The sequence below is a fragment of the Pseudomonas sp. AN-B15 genome (assembly GCF_019056475.1).
In the GTDB taxonomy this organism is placed as follows: domain Bacteria; phylum Pseudomonadota; class Gammaproteobacteria; order Pseudomonadales; family Pseudomonadaceae; genus Aquipseudomonas; species Aquipseudomonas parakoreensis.
The window spans coordinates 2978885-3003074 of record NZ_CP049737.1 but is presented as its reverse complement, the minus strand read 5'-3'; the positions used below and the strand labels follow the sequence as shown (position 1 = coordinate 3003074).

Below are 24190 nucleotides of genomic sequence, written 5' to 3'. Positions count from 1 at the left end.
GGGTTCCTCGAATTCAGCTGTCTGAGCCGTCACGAAGACGACGGTCAAGGATTGTCGGCCCGGGGGGAACCGGCACAGGCACGTCGACAAAACGTTTGGCGAGGAAGCCGTAGAGCAGGTAGCCGAACACCAGAACCAGAATGCCGCCGAACACCGCATCTTTGCCGCAGGCATACAACGCGTAGAGCGAGTACGCCACGGCCACCACCAACAGCAAGGTATTGCGGGTGTACACGCTGGCACTGACCTTGGCTTTGTACATCATGACCAGCAGCCCGGTGGCCGCCGTTACATAGGGAATCAGGTTGGTCACGGCGGCGAGGCTGACCAGTTTGCCGAACTGCGCACTGGCGTTTGGCGAAATGGTCGACAGCGCCATCAAGGTCTGCAGCACGCCGCAGACCAGCATCCCGACGATGGGGGCATTGCGGGCGCTGACCTTGCAGAACAGTTTGGGAAACATGCCCTGGTCAGCCGTCATCTTGGCGGTTTGTGCCAGGGTGAACTGCCAGCCCAACAGCGAGCCCACGCATGCCATCACTGCCAACGCCATGATGATGTGGCCGACCGTCGGGTTGAACATGTGCGCATAAACCAGCGCGAACGGCGCGGACGAATTAGCCAGCTCGGCATTGGGAATGATCCCCTGAATGACGGTCGTCGAGAGCACGTAGACAACCGCCGCTCCCAGGGTGCCGAACAGGCAGGCCAGCGGCACCGTACGCGTGGGATTTTCCACCGCGTCAGAGGCCTGCGCGGCCGATTCCATGCCGAGAAAGGCCCAGAGTGTCAGCGGAATTGCTTTGCTGATCGCTTCGGAAATGGGCAGGTGGTAAGGGTTCCAGGCGGCGATCAGCAGATCGGGTTTGAACCAGAACCATCCGATAAGGCTCAAGCCGGCGACCGGAATGATCACGCCCCAGACCGTAATCGCACCGATCTTGCCGGTAACGCCGGGGCCGCCAAAATTTGCCACGGTGGTTATCCAGAGCAAGCCGACCGTTCCGATGAACAAAGGAATGGCGCCGCTTCCCAGCCAAGGCATGAACGACGTCATGTATCCGACTGCGGAGATCGCCACCGCCACGTTGGCGATGGCCAGTGACAGGAAATACAGATACGAGCAGAGGAAAAATCCCGACTTTGCGTGCGCCTCTTCGGTGTAGGCGGATAACCCGCCCGAGCGTAGACAGAAGATGCCGCACTGGGAAAAACAATATGCAATGGCCATGGAACCGACAGCGGTGACGATCCATGACAACAACGAGACCGCCCCGAGTTGCGCCATGCTGGTCGGCAACATGATGATGCCCGAGCCCATCATGTTGACGGTCACCAAAGTGGTGAGTCCCGTCAGGCTCATTTTCTTGTTGGTGTCGGTCATCGAAACCCCCTCGGTCGGCGAAGTGCATCCGCGCCCAGCCCTTGAACGCACTGCAGCGTGGTCATGGTCAATGTTCGCCGACGGTTGAGGTCAACGTGTCTGCCTTGCTTATCCAGCCTCCGCCTGTGGCCTTGTAAACATCGATCATGGCGGTGAACACCGAACCCCGGGTCCGGGTGTAGGTCAGCTCGGCATCGAACAGACTGCGCTCGGCATCCAGCACTTCTATGTAGCTGGTATAGCCGTTGTCGTAACGCAGCCGGGCAAACCGGGTGTAGGTGCGCAAGGCTTCGACCTGATTGCCTTGAGAAGTCATTTGCTCGCGGGATTTGCTCGCGGCAACCAGGGCGTTTTCAACATCCCTGAAGGCTGACTGGATCGACTGTTGGTAAGCCAGCAAGGTTTGTTTTTGAACGGCCTCGGCCTGTTGCACCTGGCCGGCGATCCCGCCAGCGGTGAAGAGCGGCATGCTGGCGGCGACCCCGTAAGACCAGGTGGCGGCCGGCCCGGTGAACAGGTTGGACAGTTGGTTACTGACCGAGCCCAACAATCCGGTCAGGGATATCGTCGGGAAATACAGCGCCTTGGCCGCACCGATTCGGGCGTTGGCGGAAACCAGATTCAACTCGGCTTGCCGCAGATCGGGGCGACGCTCAAGCAAGTCCGAAGGCAACCCGGCGGGCACCAATGGCAGCGACAGTTGTGTCAGCTCACGGCCTCTGATGATCGGCCCCGGATTGCGTCCAAGCAGCACAGCCAGATTGTTTTCCTGTTGCGCCACCAGTGACTCGAATTGCGCAACGGACGCCTGGGTGCGCTGGAATTCCGAAAGGTTTTGCGCCAATTCCATTTCAGAAATGGTCCCGGCACCGAAACGCAGTTTGAAGATTTCGTAGGAGTCGCCACGGGCCTTGGCCGTGGTGCGGGCGATTTCCAGCTGGCGGTCAAGTTCGCGCAGGGCGATGTAACTCGATGCCACCGACGAGACCAGACTGAGTATCACCGTCCGCCGACCTTCTTCCGAGGCCAGCAAGTCAGCCCGCGCCGACTCATTGAGTCGCCGCAAGCGCCCCCAGACGTCAAGCTCCCAGCTCACACTCAGGGTGGCCTGATAATTCTGGTAAATCGGGTCGACGCTGGAGTCCAGCGGTACCGGGCCATTGTCGCGTGGCGCGCGGGAACGACTGCCTTGCGCGGCGGCGCCGATTTGCGGAAACAGCTGCGAACGCTCCACACCGTAACGGCCCTGAAACTCCTCGACCCGGGTGGCGGCGATCTTGATGTCTTGGTTTTGCGCCAGCGCGCTGCGGATCAAGTCATTGAGCACCGGATCGTTGAACTGTTCCCACCACAACGCGTTGGACAGGTCGTTGGCCTCTTGCTCTGCGTAGCGATAGGCCGCCGGGGTGTCGGTGGCCGGGCGCTGGTAATCCGGGCCGAGCATGCAGCCGCTGAGCCCCAGACAAATCAACCACGACAAATGGCATGTGCGCATTCATTCCCCCTCATGTCTGTGCAGGGGAGCGCCACCGGGGATCTCTCCGGGCGATGTGAGTGAAGGCGGCGGGGTGGTCTGTTGCGGCGCGCCTTTTTTCTCGGTCAAGCGTTCAACCAGGTAGTAGAACAGCGGGATGAAGAAAATGGCGATGACTGTTGCCGCCAACATCCCGCCGATGACACCTGTGCCGATCGAGTGTCGGCTGTTTTCCGATGCGCCGACGGCAATGGCCAATGGGACACACCCCAGAATGAACGCCAGGGACGTCATCACGATAGGCCGCAGCCGCTCCCTGGCGGCGGTCATTGCCGCATCGTAGGCAGACATGCCGCTTTCCCGGTTCAGTACCGCAAATTCGAAAATCAGGATGGCATTCTTCGCGGCCAGGGCGACCAGCATGGTCAGGCCGATCTGGAAGTAAACATCGTTGCTCAACCCGCGAATCAGTACCGCGAGCAGGGCACCGAACAACGCAAAGGGCACCGCCAGCAATACGCCGACGGGCAAGGACCATTTTTCGTACTGCGCGGCCAGGATCAGGAACACCATGACCAGGCCGAAGATGAATACCTGAGAGGAGGCGCCCCCGCTTTTTTTCTCCTCGAAGGCCTCGCCACTCAGGGCCAAGGCATAGTCATTGGTCATGATTTCAGCGCTGATCTCTTCCAGCGCCTTGAGTGCCTGACCGGAGCTGTAGCCGGGCGCGGCGTTGGCGGTGAGCTTGACTGCCGGGAAGTTGTTGAAGCGCGTCAGCAGGTCGGGGCCGGTGACGTAGCGGGTGGTCAGCAGCGCTTTGAGCGGCACCATCCCCAGGTTCTTGCTGCGTACATAAATCTGCTGCAAGTCTTCAGCCTTGAGTCGGTAGCTCGGTTCAGCCTGCAGAATCACCTGCCACAGACGGCTGAACTTGTTGAATTGAGACACATACAGAGAGCCGAACATGGTTTGCATGGTGCTGTACACGTCTTCCACCGGCACCCCTAGCGTCTCGGCCTTTTCGCGGTCGACATCGACCAGCAATTGCCGGGAAAACACATTGAAGGTCGAGGTAATGGCGCCGAGTTCCGGACGCTGCCTGGCTTTTGCGACAAGCATGCCGACCATCTCGGCCAGTTGCCCGACGCTGGCGTCGCCCTTGCTTTGAACCCAAACCTCCATGCCGCCCGTGGTACCGAGGCCCGGTATGGATGGCGGATTGACCGGCAAAATGATGCCGCCCTGTACCGTGGAAAAGGCCCGGGCCGCTTTCTGGATGAGCGCTGGAGCACTCTGTTCCTTGATGGTTTGCGAGTCCTTGTAACGCTCTTCGAAATCCTTGAACCCGACGAAAAAGGCACCGGCATTGTTCTTGTTCTGGCCATCGAGCAGGCTGTAGCCGTTAACGATAGCGACACCCTCGACGGCCTCGTCATGCATGAAGAAGTCACTGGCGACCTTGCCCACTTCAGCGGTGCGATCCAGGCTGGCAGCATCGGGCATGATCAGCGCGCCCAGCAGATATCCCTGATCCTCCGGTGGCAGGAAGGCGCTGGGAATGCGCTGCGCCATCAGCGCAATCAAAACGATCATGCCGGCGAACAGCAGCAACGCCAGCACAAAGCGTTTGATCATGAACGCCACGGCACGCGAATAGCCCTCGGTCATGCGTTCGAAGCTACGTTCGAACCAGCGGAAAAAAGCGTTTTTTTCGCCTTGGTGAGGTTTGAGCAGCAGGGCGGCCAGGGCCGGTGAAAGCGTCAACGCCACCAGACCGGAGATCACCACGGAGATGGCGATGGTGATCGCAAATTGTTTGTAGAGCTGCCCGGTGATGCCCCCCATGAAGGCCACCGGGACGAACACTGCACACAACACCAGCACGATCGCGACCACCGGCCCGGCCACTTCATCCATGGCGCGTTTGGCGGCGTCCTTGGGGTTCATCTTGTGCACGTGCATATTGCGTTCGACGTTTTCAATCACCACGATCGCGTCATCGACAACGATGCCGATCGCCAGCACCATGCCGAACAGCGTCAGCATGTTGACCGAAAACCCCAGGGCGGACATGCCGATAAAGGTGCCGACAATCGACACCGGTACGGCGAGTACCGGGATCAGCGTGGCGCGCAGACTCTGCAGAAAGATGAACACCACCACGACCACCAGCACCAGTGCTTCGAAAAAGGTGTGAATCACCTCGGAAATCGACGCGCGGGTGAACGCGGTCGTGTCCATCACGATCTTGTATTCGATCCCTTCGGGAAATGTCGTTTTCATTTGTGCCAGGGTCGACGTCACCGCTGCCGAGACATCGAGGGCGTTTGCCCCCGGTTGCTGATACACCGCAATCAGCGTGGCGGGACGTCCCTGATAGGTGCTGCGCAGCGAATAGTCCTTCTGCCCGAGTTCGGCGCGCCCTACATCCTTCAGGCGGACGATGGCCGCGCCGTCGTTGCTGGCGCGCAAGATGATGTTCTCGAATTCCGCAGGCTCCGTCAGGCGGCCCTTGGTGGTCACAGCGAACGATTGCTCCACGGCCTGGCCGGTCGGCGATTGCCCGACACGGCCGACGGCGAATTGCTGGTTCTGGTTGGCGACCGCTGTCTGTACGTCAGCGGCGGTAATGCCCAGTTGCGCCATGCGATCGGGTTTGAGCCAGATCCGCATGGCGTAGTCCGGCGTGCCGAAAATGCTCGCCTGGTTGGCCCCCGGAATGCGCTTGATTGCATCCAGAATGTAGAGATTCGCGTAGTTGGCGACGTAGGTGCTGTCATAGCGTTCGCCGGCGGAATACACGGCGAGCACCATCATGAACGCGGAAGATTTTTTCTGTACCTGGATGCCCTGGCTCTGGACGGCGGAGGGCAGTTGCGGCAAGGCCAGATTGACGCGGTTTTGCACATCGACCTGGGCAAGGGACGGGTCGGTGCCAATCTCGAAGAACACGTTGAGGGTCATGTTCCCCGTCGCCGAGCTCGACAAGTTCATGTAGATCATGTTGTCGGCGCCGTTGACCTGTTGCTCGATCGGCGCTGCCACGTTATTGGCCACCACCTGAGCATCGGCGCCGGGGTAGGTTGCCGAAACGGTAATTTGCGGCGGGGTAATATCCGGGTACTGGGCCACCGGCAATTTGGCCATGGCCACCGCGCCGGCCGGGGTGATGATGATTGAGATCACCGAAGCGAAAATGGGGCGATCAATGCAGTAGTGGGAAATACTCATGGGCTGTGCCCGGTGTCTTGCTGCGTGCTGGCAGCCATCGGTTTTGTCGGCGTCTGGCTTGCTGGCGGGGCAGGAGGGGCAATGATGTTCAGCGGCCCTCCGGGCGTGACTCTGATCGCGCCGTCGACCACGATCCGTTCACCGGCCTGCAACCCTTGGGTAATGAACCAGTCATCGCCGTGCCAGTCACCCACTTCGACCACCCGTTGCTCAGGCTTGCCCGCAGCATTGATCACCCACACGAAGTGGCTCTTGGCCCCCTCCAGAACGGCCTTTTGCGGTACGACGATGGCGTTCGGCCTGGTAGCGCCGATGGCCCGCGCCCTTACGAACTGGCCGGGTCGTAATTGGCCATTGGGATTGGCGACCACGGCGCGGACGAGAAAGGTGCCGGTGTCCTGGCTGTAGGAGGGCGCGGCAAAATTCAGTCGCCCCTGTTCGGGCAACACCGAGCCGTCGGCCAATACCACTTCCACGACAAATTCACTGCGCAGCGGGAATATGAGGTGCCCGGAAGCAATCTCTTCGCGGAACTTGAGCGTCTCGTTTTCCGAAAGACTGAAGTTGACGTAAATCGGGTCCATCTGCGAGACGGTGGTCAGCAGTCCGGACTCACCGGGTGTGACGTAACTGCCTTCCTGCTTTTTGGCAAAGCTTGAAAGACCGGTAAGCGGGGAGGCGATGGTGGTGTAGCTGAGGTTCAGCTGTTCGGTTCGCACCGACCCTTCGGCGGCCAGCACGGCGGCTCTGGTCTGACGCTCATCGCCGACGGCATTGTCCAGGTCCATTTTGCTGACAGCATTCTGCGCCGCCAGCGGCCGGACCCGGGCGAGGGTGGCTTTGGCCACCTCCCAGCGTGCCTGCTGTTGAGCCAGTTGCCCCTGGGCCGAGAGCAACGAAGCTTCAAAGGGCTTGCGGTCCATCTGAAACAGCGTCTGCCCGGTTTTTACCAGGTCGCCTTCGGTGTACAGCCGCTTTTCCAGGAACCCGGCAACCCGGGCGCGGATCTCCACTTCGCGGGAGCTTTGGGTTTGCGCAACGAATTCGAAGGTCACCGGTGTCGTGCGTGCGGTGACCGTCATGATCGTGACATCAGGCGCTTGGCGGGCGAGGGTCGGGGGTTCTTTGCCGCAGCCGGCGAGCAGGCTCAGGCTGCCGACGATAATGGCGACGGGCAAGCCGAGTTGCCTGCCAACACTCATGTTCCTGCCCATATTCTGCTCCGTGAAGGTTTCTCGGACAGACGCTTAGCCATTTGTTGGTCACAACGCTAGCACCGGCATTCAGTGGCATTTCTGACAATTATCAAAGAACACGATTTGCCAGCCGCGAGACCCATGGGTTGGCACTCAAACCATGGAGCAGCACACTCAGTAAAACGGTACAGGCCGCTACAGCCACCAACGTACGACCGACTTGCAGAGGGTAGTCCAGAATCATCACGGCGAAGACAATACTTGCCAGGCCGCGCGGACCGAACCAGCCGATGAACAGTCGGGTTTCGAAATCGAAGTCGGTCCCTGCCAGACTGATGAGCACAGGCAGTACGCGAACCACGGTGAGGCTGAGCACTGCATACAACCAGATATTCAGCGTGAAACTGCTCCAGGCCCAAGGGATTACCTGCGCGCCAAACACCACCCAGGTAATGACGGAAAGCAGGCTGGCGAACTCTTCACTGGCCTTGAGCAGATCATGCTTTTGTTGAGCAAACAGATAGCTGGCGAGCAGGCCGCCAACGAATGCCGCGATAAACCCGCTACCGCCCGATGCTTGCGCGGTGGCAAAGCAAACCAGCGCCAGTCCCGGTAGCGTCAGCTGTGACCACATGGGGGTTTGCCAATGGCGTTTCCCGGCGTAACGCTGCAACAACCAGGCGATCAACGTCAGGGCTACGCCGACGAGCGCGCCAATGCCAAGCTCCTCGGCAACCAGCTCCACCGCCAGCGAGACGGGCGACCGCGCCTGTTCTTCGATCAACAGGGCCAGGAACATCAACAGCACCGGCACGCAGATGCCGTCATTGAGCCCGCTCTCCACGTTCAATCCTTCACGCACGGATGCCGCCACCTTCGGATTGCTCACGACAGCCTTGCCCAGTGCCGCATCCGTGGGCGCCAAAAGAGTCGCCAAGATGGCCAGTTCGATCGAGGGAATCTGCGGAAACAGCCAGATGCCGACCAGCCAGCCACCGAGCATGGTCAACGGCAGCCCGATCAACAACAAGCGTAGCGGTAATCCTTCGTGGGCTTTCAGCACCTTGAGATCAGCGTTGGCGGCATCGCTGAAGAGCACAATTGCCAAGGTCAGTTCGGCCAGGATCCGGAGGCCGTCCTTGTCGATCCGGGGCAGCAGCAGGCCCAGGAATGCCGGGCCAAGAATCAGCCCGGCGAGCATGAACATCAGAGGCCCATTGAGCAGGCGCGACTCGAAACGTCCGGCAAACAGGCTATAGACCAGCAGGAAAGCGGCAAGCAGTGCCAGGTTCTGATACATCGATCACCTGCCTGTCCGGGATCAGAGCGAAGGGATAAGGCAGGTTTAATTCATTGCTCGTAGCGTCTTCTGATAAAAATCAATGGATGTGAGGATTCCCCAATCAAGTACCTGATCAGCTCCTGCGTCGACGTTCCAATAGAGAGAACAGGTACATGCCGGCCAGCATGGCCAACACGAATACGATGATCTGCCCGTGCCCGGTAAGCAGAATAGCGACGGCTGGCCCAGGGCAGATTCCCGCCATCCCCCAACCGATGCCGAACAGCAGGCTGCCGCCAATCAGACGGGCATCCAGCTCCCGTTTTACCGGTAACTGCATGGGGGCCCCCAGCAAGGATTGCTTGTTGTTACGCGCCCAATTCAACGGGATGACCGCCACGGCGATGGCGCCTCCCATCACCAGTGCAAGTGACGGATCCCAGGCCCCGGCCACATCCAGGAAAGCCAGTACCTTGGCGGGGTTCGCCATGCCTGCCAGGAGCAGCCCAAGGCCGAAAATCAGTCCTGCGAAAAAAGCGCTCAGCTTGATCATTTTCAAGCCCCCACGACATGACGAATGACGTACACCGTTGCAAAACCGGCGAGCATAAAGCACATCGTTGCCGTGATGGATCGTGCGGACAGTCGAGAGATCCCGCAAACCCCATGACCACTTGTGCAGCCAGAGCCGTAACGGGTGCCCACGCCGACGAACAGTCCCGCAATCATCAGCGTCGGCCATTCTGCCTTGATCTCGATCTGCGGCAGTACGGCAAACACTCCCCACAACAGTGGCGCGAGCATCAGGCCAAGAAGAAACAGTGCCTTCTCGCTCCAGCCCTCACTGCCAAATTGCATCACGCTGCCAATCAAGCCACTGATGCCGGCGATGCGACCATTGGCGAGCACGAATACCCCGACCGCCAGGCCTATCAAGGCCCCTCCGCCCAACGAAGTCCAAGGCGTAAAGTTAAGCCAGTCAATGCTCATTTTGTAGCTCCTGCACAGAAGTGCCGATTAAAAGCCAAACATCACCGCGCGTGCCTTGGAACTGTTGATTCGCTGGCCGGCGTGTTTTGCGTCATTAAAAACCGCTCGATCTCCTCAACGGTACTTCGCGCCGTTCGGGTGACGCCGATCAGTGTCGCGGAAGCGGCACCTGTCCAGTCGCCATACCCCACCAGCCATAAGCGCGGCTCCTTGATCGAACGCGTACCTTCAACGACCACACGTCCATCGGCGGTACACACCCCCAGTGATGCCAGATAACCGAGGGCAGGGCGGAAGCCGGTGCACCAGATCACTACGTCGACCGGCGTTTGCGAGCCATCGGCCCACGTCACCCCGGTTTCGGTGAAGCGCAGGAACGGCCGAACCGCATGGAGCACGCCACGCTCCCGAGCCTCGACGACTGGCGGGACCATCACGATATCGCCCAGGCCTCCGACCGGTTGTTCAATGACGGTCCCGGCGAGCTGGGCTTTCCAGCGCTCGGTGGCGCGCTCGAACAGCACGCGGCCATCGACGTCATCGGCGAGAAATTCTGGCGGCTGCGGAGTAACCCAGGTGGCGTCGGCCACTTTTGAGACCTCAGCGAGGATCTGTGCACCGGAGTTGCCACCGCCCACCACCAGGACTTTTTTCCCCGCAAAAGGCTTCGCATTGACGTAATGGGCCGAATGCAAATGCTGGCCGGTAAAGGTTTCACTGCCGGGGTAATGTGGCAGGTAAGGATGACGCCAGGTGCCGGTCGCACTGACCACTGCGCGGGCCAGCCAGCAACGGCCCTGGGCTTTGACCTGAAGTCGATCGCCCTGGCGCTCAACAGCATCGACCCAATAAGGCCGTTCGACAGGGAACTGATAGCGTTGCTCATACTGGCGCAGGTAATCGATCACGTTGTCACGACTGGGATAGCCGTCGGTGACCGGCGGCATCATCCAGCCGGCGATGGAGCTCCAGGTCGAAGGTGAAAACAATCGCAGGGAATCCCAGCCATGCCGCCACGCACCACCCGGTGCGGCTTCGGCATCAATGATCACAAACGAGCGCCCGGTGCGACGCAGGAAGTAAGCCACGGCGAGTGCGGACTGACCGCCGCCAATAATCGCGACATCCACTTCGGTACAGTTGGCAGGCATTGGGAGAGTCCTTGAGGCAGCGCAAGTCAGGCCAGATTAGCGCATCCGAATCGGGCGTTTGTTGATGATCCTCAAATGGCGGTATCTAGATCGCCGCCCAATCGGTTCGATGCTGCAGCAGAAAATCGACGAAAGCCCGGACCCGCTGAGGAACGTAGCGGCCATGAGGGTAGAGCAGGGTGTAAGGCCGGGAGCGCCCATTGTAGGGCTGGAGTACCTCGACGAGGCGCCCATCGGCCAATTCGTTCTCGACAATGAATCGGTAAGTCTGGAACAGCCCAGCGCTGTGTTTGGCCAGGGTGACGCCGCCCAGCACATCGTCCGAGCAGCAATAGCGGCCCTCTGTGAAGATCTCGCGATGTTTGCCGTCGACCTCGAACAGCCATGAGATGCGACGACCGCTGCTGGGCAGTTCAAATTGAATGCACTCGTGAGTGACAAGGTCATCCAGTGTCGTTGGCGTGCCGGCCTTGGTCAGGTATTCAGGTGTCGCGACCACGACCAGTTGTGCGTCCTCCAGCAAGCGGGCGATCAGGGTCGAGTCCGGTTGAGCCCGGACCCGAATCGCCAGATCGTAGCCCTCCGCCACAAAGTCGATATTTCGGTTACCCAAATGGATATCCACGCTGACGTCTGGATAAAGCGCCCGAAATTTCGGCAGAAGCGGCAGGATCCGATGATGCCCATACGTGGTCGGAAGACTGATGCGCAGCCGCCCTGAAGGCGTCGATTGAGCGCCCATGACTTCTTGCTGTGCTTCCACCAGTTGCGTCAGGGCCTGTCGGCATTGTTCATAGAACACCCGGCCGGGTTCAGTCATCCGGATGCTGCGTGTGGTTCTGACGAAAAGACGTGACCCCAGACGCTCTTCAAGACGCAAAATCGAGCGGCTTACTGCCGCAGGCGTCACACCGGCTACCTGCGCGGCTGCCGTAAAACTGCCCGTTTCCGAGGCCAGGCAAAATAGCTCGATGCTTCCTAGCTGCAGGTCATCAAAATGACGCTTCATATTCATCACACCGAGTATTCGCGAAGTGCCCAAAGCATACCGATGTCGATGACACAGTGGCGAGGACCGCGGTTTTTATTCATTACACGGCGTCATAAATGAAGTAACCGAGCGCGCATTTATCCATTCAAGGCCAGCTTATAGAGTTCATTCCACTTGCCGTCTCGTCATGCCGATGAGACGCGAACTGGAGACTTTTCCGTGCCTTTCATCAACGTTCGTATCACCCGCGACGGCGTAACCAAAGAACAAAAAGCACAGGTGATCGCCGAGATCACCCGAACCATGCAGACGGTGCTCAACAAGGACCCGCACCTGACGCACATCGTGATCGAGGAAGTCGATACCGATAATTGGGGCTACGCAGGGGTAACCACAACCGAGTACCGCCAGTCGCTAGTGAAGCCCAGGTAATGCTGAGGCACCTGAAACCGCTTTTTTCAACTATCGAGGCATTATCATGAGCCATTCAAAAAAAGTCGTTGTGGTCACTGGCGCATCCCAGGGGCTGGGCGCGGGCATCGTCGAGGGTTTTCGTAAACTCGGTTATCAAGTAGTGGCGACTTCGCGCTCCATCCAGCCGTCATCGGATCCGGACATCCTGACTGTCGCCGGTGACATTGCCGATCCGGCGACGTCCGAGAAAATCATCCGCGAAGGCGTAGCGCGTTTTGGCCGCATCGACACGTTGGTGAACAACGCTGGGATCTTCCTCGCCAAGCCGTTCACGGCCTATACCCGCGAAGAGTATTTAAATACGGTGGCGACCAACATGGGCAGCTTCTTCCATATGTCGCAGCAGGCGATTGCCCAGATGGAGAAGCAAGGCGAGGGCGGTCATGTGGTCAGCATCACCACATCGTTGGTCGATCACGCCATCGAGGGCGTGCCATCGGTGCTGGCGTCGCTGACCAAAGGTGGGATGAACGCCGCGACCAAATCCCTGGCGATCGAGTACGCCAAGCGCGGCATCCGCGTTAACGCGGTCTCGCCGGGCATCATCAAGACCCCGATGCATGGCGAGGAAAGCCACGCCGCATTGGGCCGCCTGCATCCGGTCGGCCACATGGGCGACGTGCAAGACATCGTCGCAGCGGTGTTGTATCTGGACAGCGCCCACTTCGTCACGGGCGAAATCCTGCACGTCGATGGTGGCCAAAGCGCCGGCCACTGATGGAGACGGCGGCCTGGCTAACCAGGCGACCGGCAATCTGAAGCAAGAAGCCGCCATCGGCGGCTTCTCCCATCACATTTGAGGGGCGTTGCGAGCAGCGATCGCGACGGTGCTCGGCGAATCCGCAAGTGGGACGAATTGCCGTGTCGCGCCATCAAGTGCATCGATGCATCCGGCTTCGATGTCGTAAACCCAGCCGTGCAGATTCAGCCGTCCTTGCTCGAGCGCGAGGGCCACTGAGGGATGCGTACGCAGATTCGCCAGTTGCGCGATCACGTTTTCACGCACAAGGCCATCGAGCTTGGCGCCGGGCGTATCGAACTCATGCGCCGCATTGATCGCTTTCGCGGCGTCCGCGTGACGGAGCCAGTTAGCGACCGCTGGCAGATGATCCAGACAAGTGCAGCGCGAAATCGCGCCCATCGCGCCGCAGTCCGAATGGCCGCAGATCACGATGTCCTGGACGCCGAGCACAGCGACCGCATATTCGACAGTGGCCGAAACGCCGCCGGGCTCGGGGCCGTAAGACGGCACAATATTGCCGGCGTTACGAATCACGAACAGTTCGCCCGGTTCACGCTGCGTAAGGAGTTCCGGCACAACACGACTGTCCGAGCAGGTGACAAACAGCGCCTTGGGATTTTGTGCCGTCGCGAGCTGCTTGAACAGCTCGATACGCTGAGGATAAACCTCGCGCTGAAAGCGCAGAAAGCCGTCAATGATGTCACGCATGAAGTTCTCCAAACCCGATTAACAGATGGGGGCACAAGCACTCAATGTGCTGTCGCGCCGCGGTGACCGGTATTATCGCAAACGTTGCGCGTGTTAGCTGTACTTGACTTGATGTCTGCAGCCTGTGGGCATTGGTGCAGGAGGGACGTAACGTAACACCTCGTTTAACATAATATACATTACACGTAACAAGATGTTTCCGAATCAGCCCGGTTGCACGCCACATTCAATCCAGAGGCTCACCTGAAGCCGCATTTTCCAAAACCTCGGTATGGCCTGAAATTTGTGAGCATCAATCAGCATCCCGCGTCAGCTTTTCTATCAATATCCGGTGCTGTGGAAATTGCGCAGTCAGTCTGCGTCTGTCACCCATCTCCATATCCGCGAAATCAAATCCTGGCGACACGGTTTCGCTGATCAAACCAAAGCCGTGTTCACCCTCAAGCAGTCGCGATGCTTTCCAGATGCCACCAGGTACGTGCATTTGCAAAAGCTGTCCCGCCAGAATGTCGCTACCCAATACCAATGTTTGAAGCGAGCCGTCACCTGAGATCATGCTGTACTCGATGGGATCGCCCAGATGGTAGAAATGCAGGATGTCCGATTGGTTGAAATGAAACTGGCCCACCGGCGAATCTTCAGTCAGCAAGTAATAGATCGAAGTCACCAAGTAACGTGGGCCACGGGTGGTTTGCAGCATGGCACGATGATCTGTTTGAAAAGTCCTGCGAAAATAGCCGCCTTCAACATGAGGCTGCAGATCCAGTGCAGCAATCACGTCCACGATCTCTGTTTTCCCTCGATTCATGGCCTGCTCCATTGATTGAAAGGCAGATAGGCTGATAGCTCTACTAAACGGCTATTTAGTGGAGTTAACTGTATTTCGACGAATATCGAAGACAATTCCCTCCACTTCAACGATCTAACGCAAACCCACGTCAGGGACACTCGCTAGCGCTTCAGCGTCTCGCTCGGCAGCTCTTGGAACAGCGCCCGATAACTGTTGGAAAACCGCCCCAGATGCCAAAACGACCAGTTCATCGCCACTTCGGCCACGGTGGTTTCCGTGGGCCGGCGATTGAGTAATTCGCGGTGTGCACTGTTAAGCCGGCGTAGGCGCAGCCAGTGGCTCGGGGTCATACCGGTGTAGGCCTTGAACGCCTGCTGTAATTGACGCAACGGGACCCCTGCCACCTTCGAAAGCTCAAGCAGATTAACAGTCTCTTCTGGCGAATCTGCCGCCCATTCCCCTACTCGCTTCATGATCGTCCGTTCTTCAGTACGACGCTGCAAACCGCCTCGATCAAGTCGGGTGTGAGCGTTGTCGAGAATGAACAGACAGTCTTCGAGCAGCTGCTGCGTCAATGAGTTTTTATCAAACGGATCAACAGCTTGCGACAACTTCGTGAGCGTTGAGCTTAACCAGCGACTGAACAAGGCGTTCTGCCCGCAGTTAAGCGGCGCCATGAACAATCCCTCGAGTTTCGCCACATCCAGACCGTGTTCACGGACGAATTGCGGGCCGAACACCACGGCGATTTCCTGGTAGTTCTCCGGGGTGATCCAAATGTTGCGGCTGTCTTCGTTAAGCAGGTACAGCGCGTTGTCACTGCGATCAAAACAGAACGCCAAGGCACCCGATGGCGCACTGAATGCCTGCTCGACGCGGGTGTTCATCTGTTCTTCGTAGACCTGCACACCTTCCAGATCCAGATAGCGAATCTGCCCGGCGAAATGCCCGGGCGACATCTGCTGGTAATGCTGGACCCAACCCGGTGTGGCGCGGATTTGTTCGGTGACATCAGCGGTATTGAACGCCTGAACCTGAAGCGGATTACACGTTGTCATGGGAGACCTTGCGCACTCTTTTGGTGCGCTTTGGTGCTGCTTAAAGTGGATAGATGGAACGGCAAGGCACGCCCAAGATAGTCGTCAACGCGCCACAGGGGAAGGGGCGGAAGATGAAACCCGCCCTCCCCGGCGTCTATAAAACCAATAACGAGGTCTTTATGAATGCCCCTTTCGATCAGCTGTTCACATGGCTGAAAGATCACAAGATTACCGAAGTTGAATGTGTGGTCAGCGACCTGACCGGCATTGCCCGCGGCAAGATTGCACCGACCAACAAGTTCCTGCATGAGCGAGGCATGCGCCTGCCGGAAAGTGTGCTGCTGCAAACGGTAACCGGGGATTTTGTCGACGACGACATCTACTACGACCTGCTCGACCCGGCCGACATCGACATGGTCTGCAAACCGGTGAGCGATGCCGTGTATGTGATTCCATGGGCCATCGAGCCGACCGCCATCGTCATCCACGACACCTTCGACAAGTTCGGCAACCCGATCGAACTGTCGCCGCGCAACGTGCTGAAAAAAGTCCTGCAGCTTTACACCGACAAGGGCTGGAAGCCAATCGTTGCACCGGAAATGGAGTTCTACCTGACCCAGCGCTGCGAAGATCCGGACCTGCCACTCAAGGCACCACTGGGTCGTTCGGGCCGTGCCGAAAGCGGTCGGCAGTCATTCTCCATCGACGCCGCCAACGAGTTCGATCCATTGTTCGAAGACGTCTACGACTGGTGCGAGCTGCAAGGTTTGGATCTGGACACGCTGATCCACGAAGACGGCCCGGCGCAGATGGAAATCAACTTCCGTCACGGCGACGCCCTGGATCTGGCCGATCAGATCACCGTGTTCAAACGCACCCTGCGGGAGGCGGCGCTCAAGCACAACGTCACTGCGACGTTCATGGCCAAACCGATTGGCGACGAACCTGGCAGTGCCATGCACCTGCACCAGAGCGTGGTGGAAATCGCCACGGGCAAGCCGATTTTCGCTGATGCCGACGGCAAGATGAGCGACTTGTTCCGCCATCACATCGGCGGCCTGCAAAAGTACATTCCTAAAGTACTGCCGATGTTTGCGCCCAACGTCAACTCGTTCCGCCGCTTCCTGCCGGACACCTCGGCACCGGTCAACGTCGAGTGGGGCGAAGAAAACCGCACCGTCGGTTTGCGTGTACCGACCTCCGGGCCGGAAGCCATGCGCGTGGAAAACCGCCTGCCGGGCGCCGACGCCAACCCGTATCTGGCGATTGCCGCGAGCCTGTTGTGTGGCTACATCGGCATGGTCGAAGGCATCGAGCCGAGTGCCGCCGTCGAAGGCCGCGCCTACGAACGCCGCAACCTGCGCCTGCCGATCACCATCGAAGACGCGCTGACGCAAATGGAAGAGTGCGACACCGTTGCCCGATACCTTGGCAACAAGTTTGTGCGCGGCTACGTCGCGGTCAAACGCGCCGAGCATGAAAACTTCAAGCGCGTGATCAGCTCCTGGGAGCGCGAGTTCCTGCTGCTGAGCGTCTGAGCAACACACACAAACCCTGTGGGAGCTAACTTGCCAGCTCCCACAAGGGGCCGTGCTCACCCGAAAAACTCCAATAACTCCAAGAGGTGTCGATATGCGTCTATTGAAATCCATGGTTCCCGCCGCACTGGCGCTGTTGTGCAGCACCGCAGCCCTGGCCCAGCCCCAGGTCAGCGTCTACAACTGGACCGACTACATCGGTGAAACCACCCTCGCCGACTTCCAGGCCAAGACCGGGATCAAGGTGATCTACGACGTGTTCGACTCCAACGAAACCCTGGAAGGCAAACTCCTCGCCGGTCGCACCGGCTACGACGTGGTGGTGCCGTCCAACCACTTTCTCGCCCGTCAGGTAAAAGCCGGCGCGTTCCTCAAACTGGATCGCGAGCAGCTACCGAACTGGAAGAATCTCGACCCGAAATTGCTCGAATTGCTCGAAAAGAACGACCCGGGCAACCAGCACTCGGTGCCGTACCTGTGGGGCACCAACGGCATCGGCTACAACGTCGACAAGGTCAAGGCAGTGCTTGGCATCGATCACATCGATTCCTGGGCCGTGCTGTTCGAGCCGGAGAACCTGAAGAAACTCACCCAGTGTGGCGTGTCGATGATGGACTCGGCGGACGAAGTGTTCCCGGCGATCCTCAACTACATGGGCATGGACCCACGCAGCGAAAACCCGGAAGACTATAAAAAAGCCGAAGCCAAACTGCTGAGCATCCGCCCCTACATCACCTATTTCCACTCCTCGAAATACGTTTCCGATCTGGCCAATGGCGACATCTGCGTAGCCTTTGGTTACTCCGGCGACGTGTTCCAGGCGGCCAACCGCGCCAAAGAAGCCAAGAACGGGGTGAACATCGCCTATGCGATTCCGAAAGAAGGCGCCAACCTGTGGTTCGACTTGCTGGCGATCCCGGCCGACGCCAGCAACACCAAGGAGGCCCACGCCTTCATCAATTACCTGCTTGATCCGCAAGTGATTGCCAAGGTCAGCGCTTCGGTCGGTTACGCCAACCCGAACCCGGCCGCCAAGCAGTACATGGACCAGGCGCTGGTGAACAATCCCGAGGTGTACCCGTCCCAGGCAGTGCTGGACAAGCTCTACATCTCCTCTACCCCGCCCCAGTCGATCATGCGTCTGATGACCCGGTCCTGGAGCAAAGTGAAGTCGAACAAATGAATCAGTACACGCAAGAACACGCCCGCTCCTATTACGCGGCTTCAGCCCGGGCCAGCACACCCTGGCCGGCACTCGACGCTGACCTCAGCGCCGATGTCTGCGTGATCGGCGGCGGCTTCACCGGCGTCAATACCGCGATTGAACTGGCGCAGCGCGGGCTGTCGGTGGTGTTGATCGAAGCAAGGCGCATCGGCTGGGGCGCCAGCGGACGCAACGGCGGCCAGTTGATTCGCGGCATCGGTCACGAAGTCGAAGGCTTTGCCCGTTACGTCGGCAACGACGGCGTGCGTTATCTGCAACGCGCCGGTATCGACTCCGTGGAACTGGTGCGCCAGCGCATCACCGAGCACGCCATCGAGTGTGACCTGCGCTGGGGCTTCTGCGAACTGGCCAACACCCCCGCGCAGTTCGCGGCGTTCAAGGAGGAGCAAGTCAGCCTCGTCGAACTTGGCTACCGCCATGAGACCCGACTGGTCGGCCCCGAGCAAATCCGCCAGCAAGTGGTCAACGCCGATGTCTATGCTGGCGGTCTGATCGACATGGGCTCCGGCCATCTGCACCCGCTGGATCTGGTGCAGGGCGAAGCGCGTCTGGCGGCGTCCCTCGGTGTACGCATTTTCGAGCAGAGCCCGGTCCAGCAGATCATCCACGGCGAAACGGTTGAAGTGCGCTGCGCCACCGGCAGCGTCCGCGCCGGCAGTCTGGTGCTCGGTTGCAACGCGCATCTGGATGAACTCGAGCAGCAACTCAGCGGCAAGGTACTGCCCGCCGGCAGTTACATCATCGCCACCGAGCCGCTGTCCGAAGCACGCGCCACGCAACTGATCCCGCTCAACCTTGCGCTGTGCGACCAGAAAGTCGGCCTCGACTATTACCGGCTTTCGGCGGATCGACGCCTGCTGTTTGGCGGCGCCTGTCACTATTCCGGTCGCGATCCGGCGGACATTGCCGCCTACATGCGCCCGAAAATGCTCAAGGTCTTCCCGCAACTGGCGGACGTGCGCATCGACTATCAATGGGGCGGCAAGATTGGCATTACCGCCAACCGTTTTCCGCAGGTCGGGCGGCTCAAGCAACAGCCGAACGTGTTCTACGCTCAGGGTTATTCCGGTCACGGTCTGAATGTCACGCACTGGTGCGCCAAGCTGCTGGGCGAAGCGATTCACGCCGGCCACAGTCAGGGCATGGACGTGTTCAGCGCGGTACCGCACATGACCTTCCCCGGCGGCCCGGCCTTGCGTTCACCGCTGTTGGCACTGGGCATGTTCTGGTATCGCCTGCGCGAAATCTTAGGCTGAACACTCCCCCTGTAGGAGCTGCCGCAGGCTGCGATTTTTTGATCTTTAAAATCAAGAGATCGCAGCCTGCGGCAGCTCCTACACGTAACCATCAACTCGTGAATTTGCTCTATCGCCAAGCACTTCTATATTGATGAAGTGCTTTTGCGTTCCTGACGCTCAGCATCCACAAAACCGAGGAGGACATGGATGAAGTCGTCAGCCGCCGATGAACCACGAACACCGGGCCACGCGCCGATCAAGACCCGGCGTTTCAGCATCTCCCTGGTGTGGATCGTCCCGGTCGTCGCGGTGCTGGTCGGCATTTCGCTGGTGGTGCACAACCTGATGCAGGAAGGCCCGACCATCGTCGTCAACTTCAAGACCGGCAGCGGCCTGGTTGCCAACAAGACCGAGGTCAAATACCGCAGTGTGGTGATCGGTCAGGTGATGGATGTCGAGTTGAGCGGCGATCAGAAGAGCGTCGACGCCACGATCAAACTGGCCAAACAGGCCGAAACCTTCACCCGCGAAGACTCGCAGTTCTGGGTTGTGCGCCCACGCATCGGTGCCGGCGGCGTTTCGGGCATCGATACCTTGCTCTCCGGCGACTATATCGGTGCCGACATCGGCCAGGCCAACAACCGCGCCAAGCACTTCAAAGGGCTGGAAAATCCGCCGCCGATCACTTACGGCGAACCGGGCAAGCGCTTCATGCTGCATGCCTCGGATCTTGGCTCGCTGGATATCGGTTCCCCGGTTTACTACCGCAAGATTCCGGTGGGTCAGGTCGTGACCTACGCCCTCAATCCCGAGGGCAAAGGCGTGGACATCGAGGTGTTCATTCACGCACCGAACGACGCGTTCGTTACCGAAAATACCCGCTTCTGGAACGCCAGCGGCATCGACATCAATGTCGGGGCCAACGGTTTTGCGGTGAAGACCGAATCGCTGTCCACTATGCTGGTCGGCGGCATTGCCTTCCGCGCGCCGGATTACAGCCCCAACGACGTTGCCGCCGCCGACGACAAAGACTTCGAACTGTTCGCCGATCAGCAGACCGCTCTCGCTCCGCCCAACGGCAAGGCGCAATACCTGGTGTTGCGATTCGAGCAGTCGTTGCGCGGGCTCAAGGTCGATGCGCCCGTCGAGTTTCTCGGCATGGAAATTGGCCGGGTCGTCGGAATCAACCTCGACTTCGACGCGAAAAAACGCACCTTCCCGCTTAACGTCGGGATCGTCATTTACCCGCAGCGCCTCGGCCTGGCCTACAAAAAGATGCTGACCGAATTCAAGCACGATCCCAACGACGAAGCGGCCGGTATTCGTCTGCTCGGCACCTTCGTCGAGAATGGTCTGCGCGCCCAGGCCCGCAGCGGCAACCTGCTGACCGGGCAGTTGTATATCGCGCTGGATTTCTTCCCGAAAGCCGAGAAAGTTGCATTCGACGCAACGGCCCGACCGATCGCCTTGCCCACCGTGCCCGGCAGCCTCGAACAGTTGCAGGAAAAACTCGAAGCGGTGGTCGACAAGCTCAACAAACTGCCGGTCGAGCGGATTGCCGGCAACCTCGACAGCAACCTCGTCGAGCTGCGCAAAGGCCTGCAACAGTTCAATGCGAAAACCCTGCCGGGCGTGCAGACCACACTGGCCGACGTCAGCAAGACCTTGCAGTCCGCCAGTTCGACCCTGGCCGAAGATTCACCGCAGCGCGAGAAACTCACCGAGACCCTCGACGAACTCGGGCGCATGTCGCGTTCGCTGCGTGAGCTGTCGGACTATCTCGGTCGCCATCCGGAATCGCTGATTCGCGGTCGTCCCGATAACGCAGCGCCGCTGGATCTGAAAGGACCGCCACGCAATTGAGCCCAGGAGCTATCCCATGGCTGTACCGCTGAAGATCACCATGCTCGCTGCGTTCATGCTCCTGGGCGCCTGCCGCAGCGAACCGATCAACTTTCACACCCTGACGCCGGTGGAGCTGTCGGCGTCCCGGGCCGGCGCGCAGATTCCCATCGAGGGGATCAGCGTGCCGCCGCAAGTCGACCGCCCGCAAATCGTCATTCGTCAGGGCAACAATGGCCTGGCGATTCTGGAAACCCAGTGGTGGGGGGCGAGTCTGACGGATGAGTTGCGCAGTGCCTTGAGCGATCAACTGAGCAATACCGGCCGTCGCGGCAATGTGTCGGTGCGCATCGATGTACAGCGTTTCGACTCGATCCCCGGACAATACGGGCTGATCGACGTCAAGTGGCGCCTGCGCCCGAGTGGTGCGGCGGACAACGCTCTGTTGACCTGCCATTCAACCTTGCAAACACCCTCCGGCCCGAGCATCGACGAACTGGTGGCCGCGCAACAGAACAACGTCAAACGCCTGGCCGCCTTGATCAATCAGGCAGCGGGCAACGCTCGCTGCCCGTCAGCCTCCTGAGCCGCCGACAGCGTGACCGTGAAACGGCAGCCATTGGGCTCGCGAGTGACCAACTGAACCTGCCAGCGTTGATGGCTGCAGATCCGCTGCACCAGCGACAACCCCAGCCCAAGGCCTTCACCGCGCTGTTCGTCACCGCGCACGAACGGCTGGAACATCGCGTGACGTTTTTCTTCCGGAATACCGATGCCACTGTCCTCGACCACAAAACTGTCTTCGAGCAGGGTCAACCGGACAAAGCCCTGATCGGTGTAGTGCCAGGCATTGCGCAGCAGATTGCCCATGACCGACTGCAAGAACGTCAGGTCGTAACGTGCACTGCCCGCCAGTTGCGGCTCGTAGATAAACTCCAGACCCTTTTCGCCAATCAATCGCCCCCAGATTTCTACCTGGGCGTCGGCGATAGATTTGAGTGTGCAAGTGGATTCGGTGCCGAGCGCTTCCGGCTTGCGCGCCAGCATCAAGAAGGTCTCAACCAGTTGGCGCATTTCTGCACTGGCCCGGGCGATGCGTTTGACCTGTTGGGTGGAGCGCGAATCCAGCGAGGGGTTGGCCAGCAACAGCTCGCAGGAACTGGCCAGAATCATCAGCGGTGTGCGCAATTCATGGCTCACGTCACTGGTGAAAAGCTTTTCCCGGTTCAGGGTTTCGCGTAACCGGCCGAGTGTCTGGTCGAAAGACAGCGCCAGCGCCCCAACCTCGTCATCGGCGTAATCCGGATGCAGCGCCGGCGCCAGTGCGATCAACTGGTCACGATGACGCACCTGCCCCGCCAGGCGAATCACCGGCGCCATGACTTGCCGCGCCAGCAGCCTGCCGAGCGCGACCGCCAGCATGACGCTGAGGATGAACCCGACTATCACCACCACGAACAGCAGGTGCTCGCGTTGTTCGAAGCTTTCCTGATTGCGCAACAGCACATATTTACGGCCGCCAACCGCCTCGACCATCGCGTAGAAGTCATCACCGTTGAACGATATCTCCTGAAACCCTACGTCCAGCCCTGCCAGTTGTGGCGTCAGCGCCATGGGTCCGGGACCGTTTTCGAAAAAAAACAGTTCGCTCTTTTCCGGCTCGTGGCGCCACTGGTTGATGTCGTCCATCGCCAACAACCGGCGCAAGCCACCGCTGAGGGCGGTCATGGTCAACTTGTGCTCCACGACATGCACGGTAGCCACAATGCCCATTGCGAAGACACCGGCCACCACCGCGCTCATCAAGGCGAACACAATCACAATCCGATTGGCGAGGCTTTGCTTGAGGTCCATCCGGTTGCTTGACTCCAGTGCTGATGTCGGGGACTGCAAGCAGCTGCGCCACGACGTTATCCAGAGTCGCAGCTTCGCCTCGACTGGCGCTGTTGTTAAGTGGCCCTAATAAACAAAACGAGTATTTGAGTTTATTTATCAAATAGACTTTTCCGTTAATGCCTGCGCCGCTCTCGCAAATTTTTCACATGTTCTTCACTGCACCGCCACGACTCTGAACGTAGTGTTCAGCAGCCATTCAAGTAGACCACCGTAAAGTAACTAACCTCCTGGAGCTTACGTTGCACTGTGCGTGTACTGAGTGGAACTCGGGAATGACAAGGGGCAACGTCGTGGTTGAATTAGTACACGTACAATCAGCGTCTAAACGATGGGTTCTGTCTCGTCCGCGCACTTGGGCAATCATTGCTGTCGGTTTGCTGTTGATTACACTGATTTGCGGCTTCGTCTGGGTCCAACGCTCGCCCGCCAACCTGCGCTACGCCAGTGCATCGGCGACCCAGGAATGGGTGAAGGCCTGGCAGGCCGGTGAGGTCGTCGCACTGGTCCGTCATACTGAGCGTTGCGACCGATCGACCAATACTTGTCTGGGGCCGGCAGACGGTATCACCCAGGCTGGCAGCATTGCTGCAGCCGAGGTAGGCCGTGGCTTTACGCAACTGGGCCTGGAAAAGACCCGGTTCTTCAGCAGCCCGCTGACGCGCACCCTGCAAACCGCGCATTACATGCTCGGCTACGATGCCGTGGCCGCGGAATGGCTGGAAACCTGTGGCCCGACGATGCGCAATGAAGTGGTGGCGCACAAGACCGCTGGACAGAACATGATCCTGGTGACCCACAGCGGCTGCATCGCCGATTTCGAACGGCAAACCGGTTACCCACGTGCGGTCGCCGCCGAATATGGCAGCACGGTTCTAGCCCGGATAGATGCGCAAGGCAAACTTGAAGTAATCGGCATCATGAACCCAGAAGGCTGGCAACGATTGGCCAAGTAATCATCAGACTTGATCAAGTAAAAATGCTCGGGCAATGCTCTGGCA

At 59.3% G+C, this 24190-nt stretch carries 21 protein-coding genes; 8 read left to right on the top strand and 13 right to left on the bottom strand.

The window, feature by feature from the left end:
• Positions 1 to 13: 13 nt before the first annotated feature.
• The 9 genes from potE to GTQ41_RS13415 all read right to left on the bottom strand — a co-directional run bounded on the left by potE (position 14) and on the right by GTQ41_RS13415 (position 11717).
• The gene (potE, locus tag GTQ41_RS13455; protein ID WP_047294409.1) at positions 14 to 1384 is read right to left on the bottom strand and encodes a putrescine-ornithine antiporter; all 1371 of its coding nucleotides are present in this window, start codon (positions 1382 to 1384) and stop codon (positions 14 to 16) included.
• A 67-nt stretch (positions 1385 to 1451) separates the two neighbouring features.
• On the bottom strand, positions 1452 to 2879 hold the full coding sequence (locus GTQ41_RS13450) for an efflux transporter outer membrane subunit (RefSeq protein ID WP_047294408.1): 1428 nt from the start codon (positions 2877 to 2879) through the stop codon (positions 1452 to 1454).
• The gene (locus GTQ41_RS13445; RefSeq protein ID WP_047294407.1) at positions 2880 to 6089 is read right to left on the bottom strand and encodes an efflux RND transporter permease subunit; all 3210 of its coding nucleotides are present in this window, start codon (positions 6087 to 6089) and stop codon (positions 2880 to 2882) included.
• Positions 6086 to 7171 (bottom strand): efflux RND transporter periplasmic adaptor subunit, encoded by a 1086-nt coding sequence (locus tag GTQ41_RS13440; protein WP_052912758.1) that lies wholly within the window; start codon positions 7169 to 7171, stop codon positions 6086 to 6088. The genes GTQ41_RS13445 and GTQ41_RS13440 overlap by 4 nt, the downstream gene beginning before the upstream one ends.
• 223 nt (positions 7172 to 7394) lie before the next feature.
• On the bottom strand, positions 7395 to 8585 hold the full coding sequence (locus GTQ41_RS13435) for a sodium:proton antiporter (protein ID WP_047294405.1): 1191 nt from the start codon (positions 8583 to 8585) through the stop codon (positions 7395 to 7397).
• Positions 8586 to 8700: 115 nt separating this feature from the next.
• Positions 8701 to 9120: a DUF6691 family protein gene (locus tag GTQ41_RS13430; RefSeq protein ID WP_047294403.1), complete on the bottom strand. Its 420-nt coding sequence runs from the start codon at positions 9118 to 9120 to the stop codon at positions 8701 to 8703.
• 2 nt (positions 9121 to 9122) lie between these two features.
• Entirely contained in the window at positions 9123 to 9557 is a 435-nt protein-coding gene (locus GTQ41_RS13425) for a YeeE/YedE family protein (RefSeq protein WP_047294401.1), read from the bottom strand.
• 41 nt (positions 9558 to 9598) lie between these two features.
• Entirely contained in the window at positions 9599 to 10708 is a 1110-nt protein-coding gene (locus GTQ41_RS13420) for an ArsO family NAD(P)H-dependent flavin-containing monooxygenase (RefSeq protein ID WP_047294391.1), read from the bottom strand.
• Positions 10709 to 10793: 85 nt separating this feature from the next.
• A complete protein-coding gene (locus GTQ41_RS13415) occupies positions 10794 to 11717 on the bottom strand; it encodes a LysR family transcriptional regulator (RefSeq protein WP_047294685.1) in 924 nt (307 codons plus the stop codon).
• 201 nt (positions 11718 to 11918) lie between these two features.
• On the opposite strand from GTQ41_RS13415, the gene GTQ41_RS13410 reads away from it, so the two are divergent.
• Both GTQ41_RS13410 and GTQ41_RS13405 read left to right on the top strand, forming a co-directional pair.
• Positions 11919 to 12131, top strand: a complete 213-nt coding sequence (locus GTQ41_RS13410) for a 4-oxalocrotonate tautomerase family protein (protein ID WP_047294389.1) — start codon at positions 11919 to 11921, stop codon at positions 12129 to 12131.
• A 46-nt stretch (positions 12132 to 12177) separates the two neighbouring features.
• On the top strand, positions 12178 to 12891 hold the full coding sequence (locus tag GTQ41_RS13405) for an SDR family NAD(P)-dependent oxidoreductase (RefSeq protein ID WP_047294388.1): 714 nt from the start codon (positions 12178 to 12180) through the stop codon (positions 12889 to 12891).
• A 72-nt stretch (positions 12892 to 12963) separates the two neighbouring features.
• Here the strand turns inward: GTQ41_RS13405 and GTQ41_RS13400 are convergent, their stop codons facing one another.
• From GTQ41_RS13400 to GTQ41_RS13390, 3 genes are all read right to left on the bottom strand, one after another.
• Positions 12964 to 13623, bottom strand: coding sequence for a carbonic anhydrase (locus GTQ41_RS13400; protein WP_047294386.1), 660 nt, complete (start codon positions 13621 to 13623; stop codon positions 12964 to 12966).
• Between the two features lie 292 nt (positions 13624 to 13915).
• Positions 13916 to 14431, bottom strand: coding sequence for a cupin domain-containing protein (locus GTQ41_RS13395; RefSeq protein ID WP_041063917.1), 516 nt, complete (start codon positions 14429 to 14431; stop codon positions 13916 to 13918).
• A 143-nt stretch (positions 14432 to 14574) separates the two neighbouring features.
• Complete coding sequence (locus GTQ41_RS13390; protein ID WP_047294383.1) at positions 14575 to 15471, bottom strand: helix-turn-helix domain-containing protein; 897 nt, start codon at positions 15469 to 15471, stop codon at positions 14575 to 14577.
• Between the two features lie 161 nt (positions 15472 to 15632).
• Between GTQ41_RS13390 and GTQ41_RS13385 the strand changes: the two genes are divergently transcribed.
• The 5 genes from GTQ41_RS13385 (at position 15633) to GTQ41_RS13365 (ending at position 21882) form a co-directional block, all read left to right on the top strand.
• Positions 15633 to 16991 (top strand): glutamine synthetase family protein, encoded by a 1359-nt coding sequence (locus GTQ41_RS13385; protein ID WP_041063837.1) that lies wholly within the window; start codon positions 15633 to 15635, stop codon positions 16989 to 16991.
• Between the two features lie 94 nt (positions 16992 to 17085).
• Entirely contained in the window at positions 17086 to 18174 is a 1089-nt protein-coding gene (locus tag GTQ41_RS13380; protein WP_041063835.1) for a polyamine ABC transporter substrate-binding protein, read from the top strand.
• On the top strand, positions 18171 to 19472 hold the full coding sequence (locus GTQ41_RS13375; RefSeq protein WP_047294381.1) for an FAD-binding oxidoreductase: 1302 nt from the start codon (positions 18171 to 18173) through the stop codon (positions 19470 to 19472). The genes GTQ41_RS13380 and GTQ41_RS13375 overlap by 4 nt, the downstream gene beginning before the upstream one ends.
• A gap of 189 nt (positions 19473 to 19661) precedes the next feature.
• Positions 19662 to 21317: an intermembrane transport protein PqiB gene (locus tag GTQ41_RS13370; protein ID WP_047294379.1), complete on the top strand. Its 1656-nt coding sequence runs from the start codon at positions 19662 to 19664 to the stop codon at positions 21315 to 21317.
• A 16-nt stretch (positions 21318 to 21333) separates the two neighbouring features.
• On the top strand, positions 21334 to 21882 hold the full coding sequence (locus GTQ41_RS13365) for a membrane integrity-associated transporter subunit PqiC (RefSeq protein ID WP_047294377.1): 549 nt from the start codon (positions 21334 to 21336) through the stop codon (positions 21880 to 21882).
• Here GTQ41_RS13365 and GTQ41_RS13360 read toward each other — a convergent pair.
• Positions 21843 to 23150 (bottom strand): HAMP domain-containing sensor histidine kinase, encoded by a 1308-nt coding sequence (locus GTQ41_RS13360; RefSeq protein ID WP_047294372.1) that lies wholly within the window; start codon positions 23148 to 23150, stop codon positions 21843 to 21845. The two genes, GTQ41_RS13365 and GTQ41_RS13360, sit on opposite strands and share 40 nt — an antisense overlap.
• Positions 23151 to 23572: 422 nt before the next feature.
• Between GTQ41_RS13360 and GTQ41_RS13355 the strand changes: the two genes are divergently transcribed.
• A complete protein-coding gene (locus GTQ41_RS13355; protein WP_329957714.1) occupies positions 23573 to 24145 on the top strand; it encodes a histidine phosphatase family protein in 573 nt (190 codons plus the stop codon).
• Positions 24146 to 24190 lie beyond the last annotated feature (45 nt).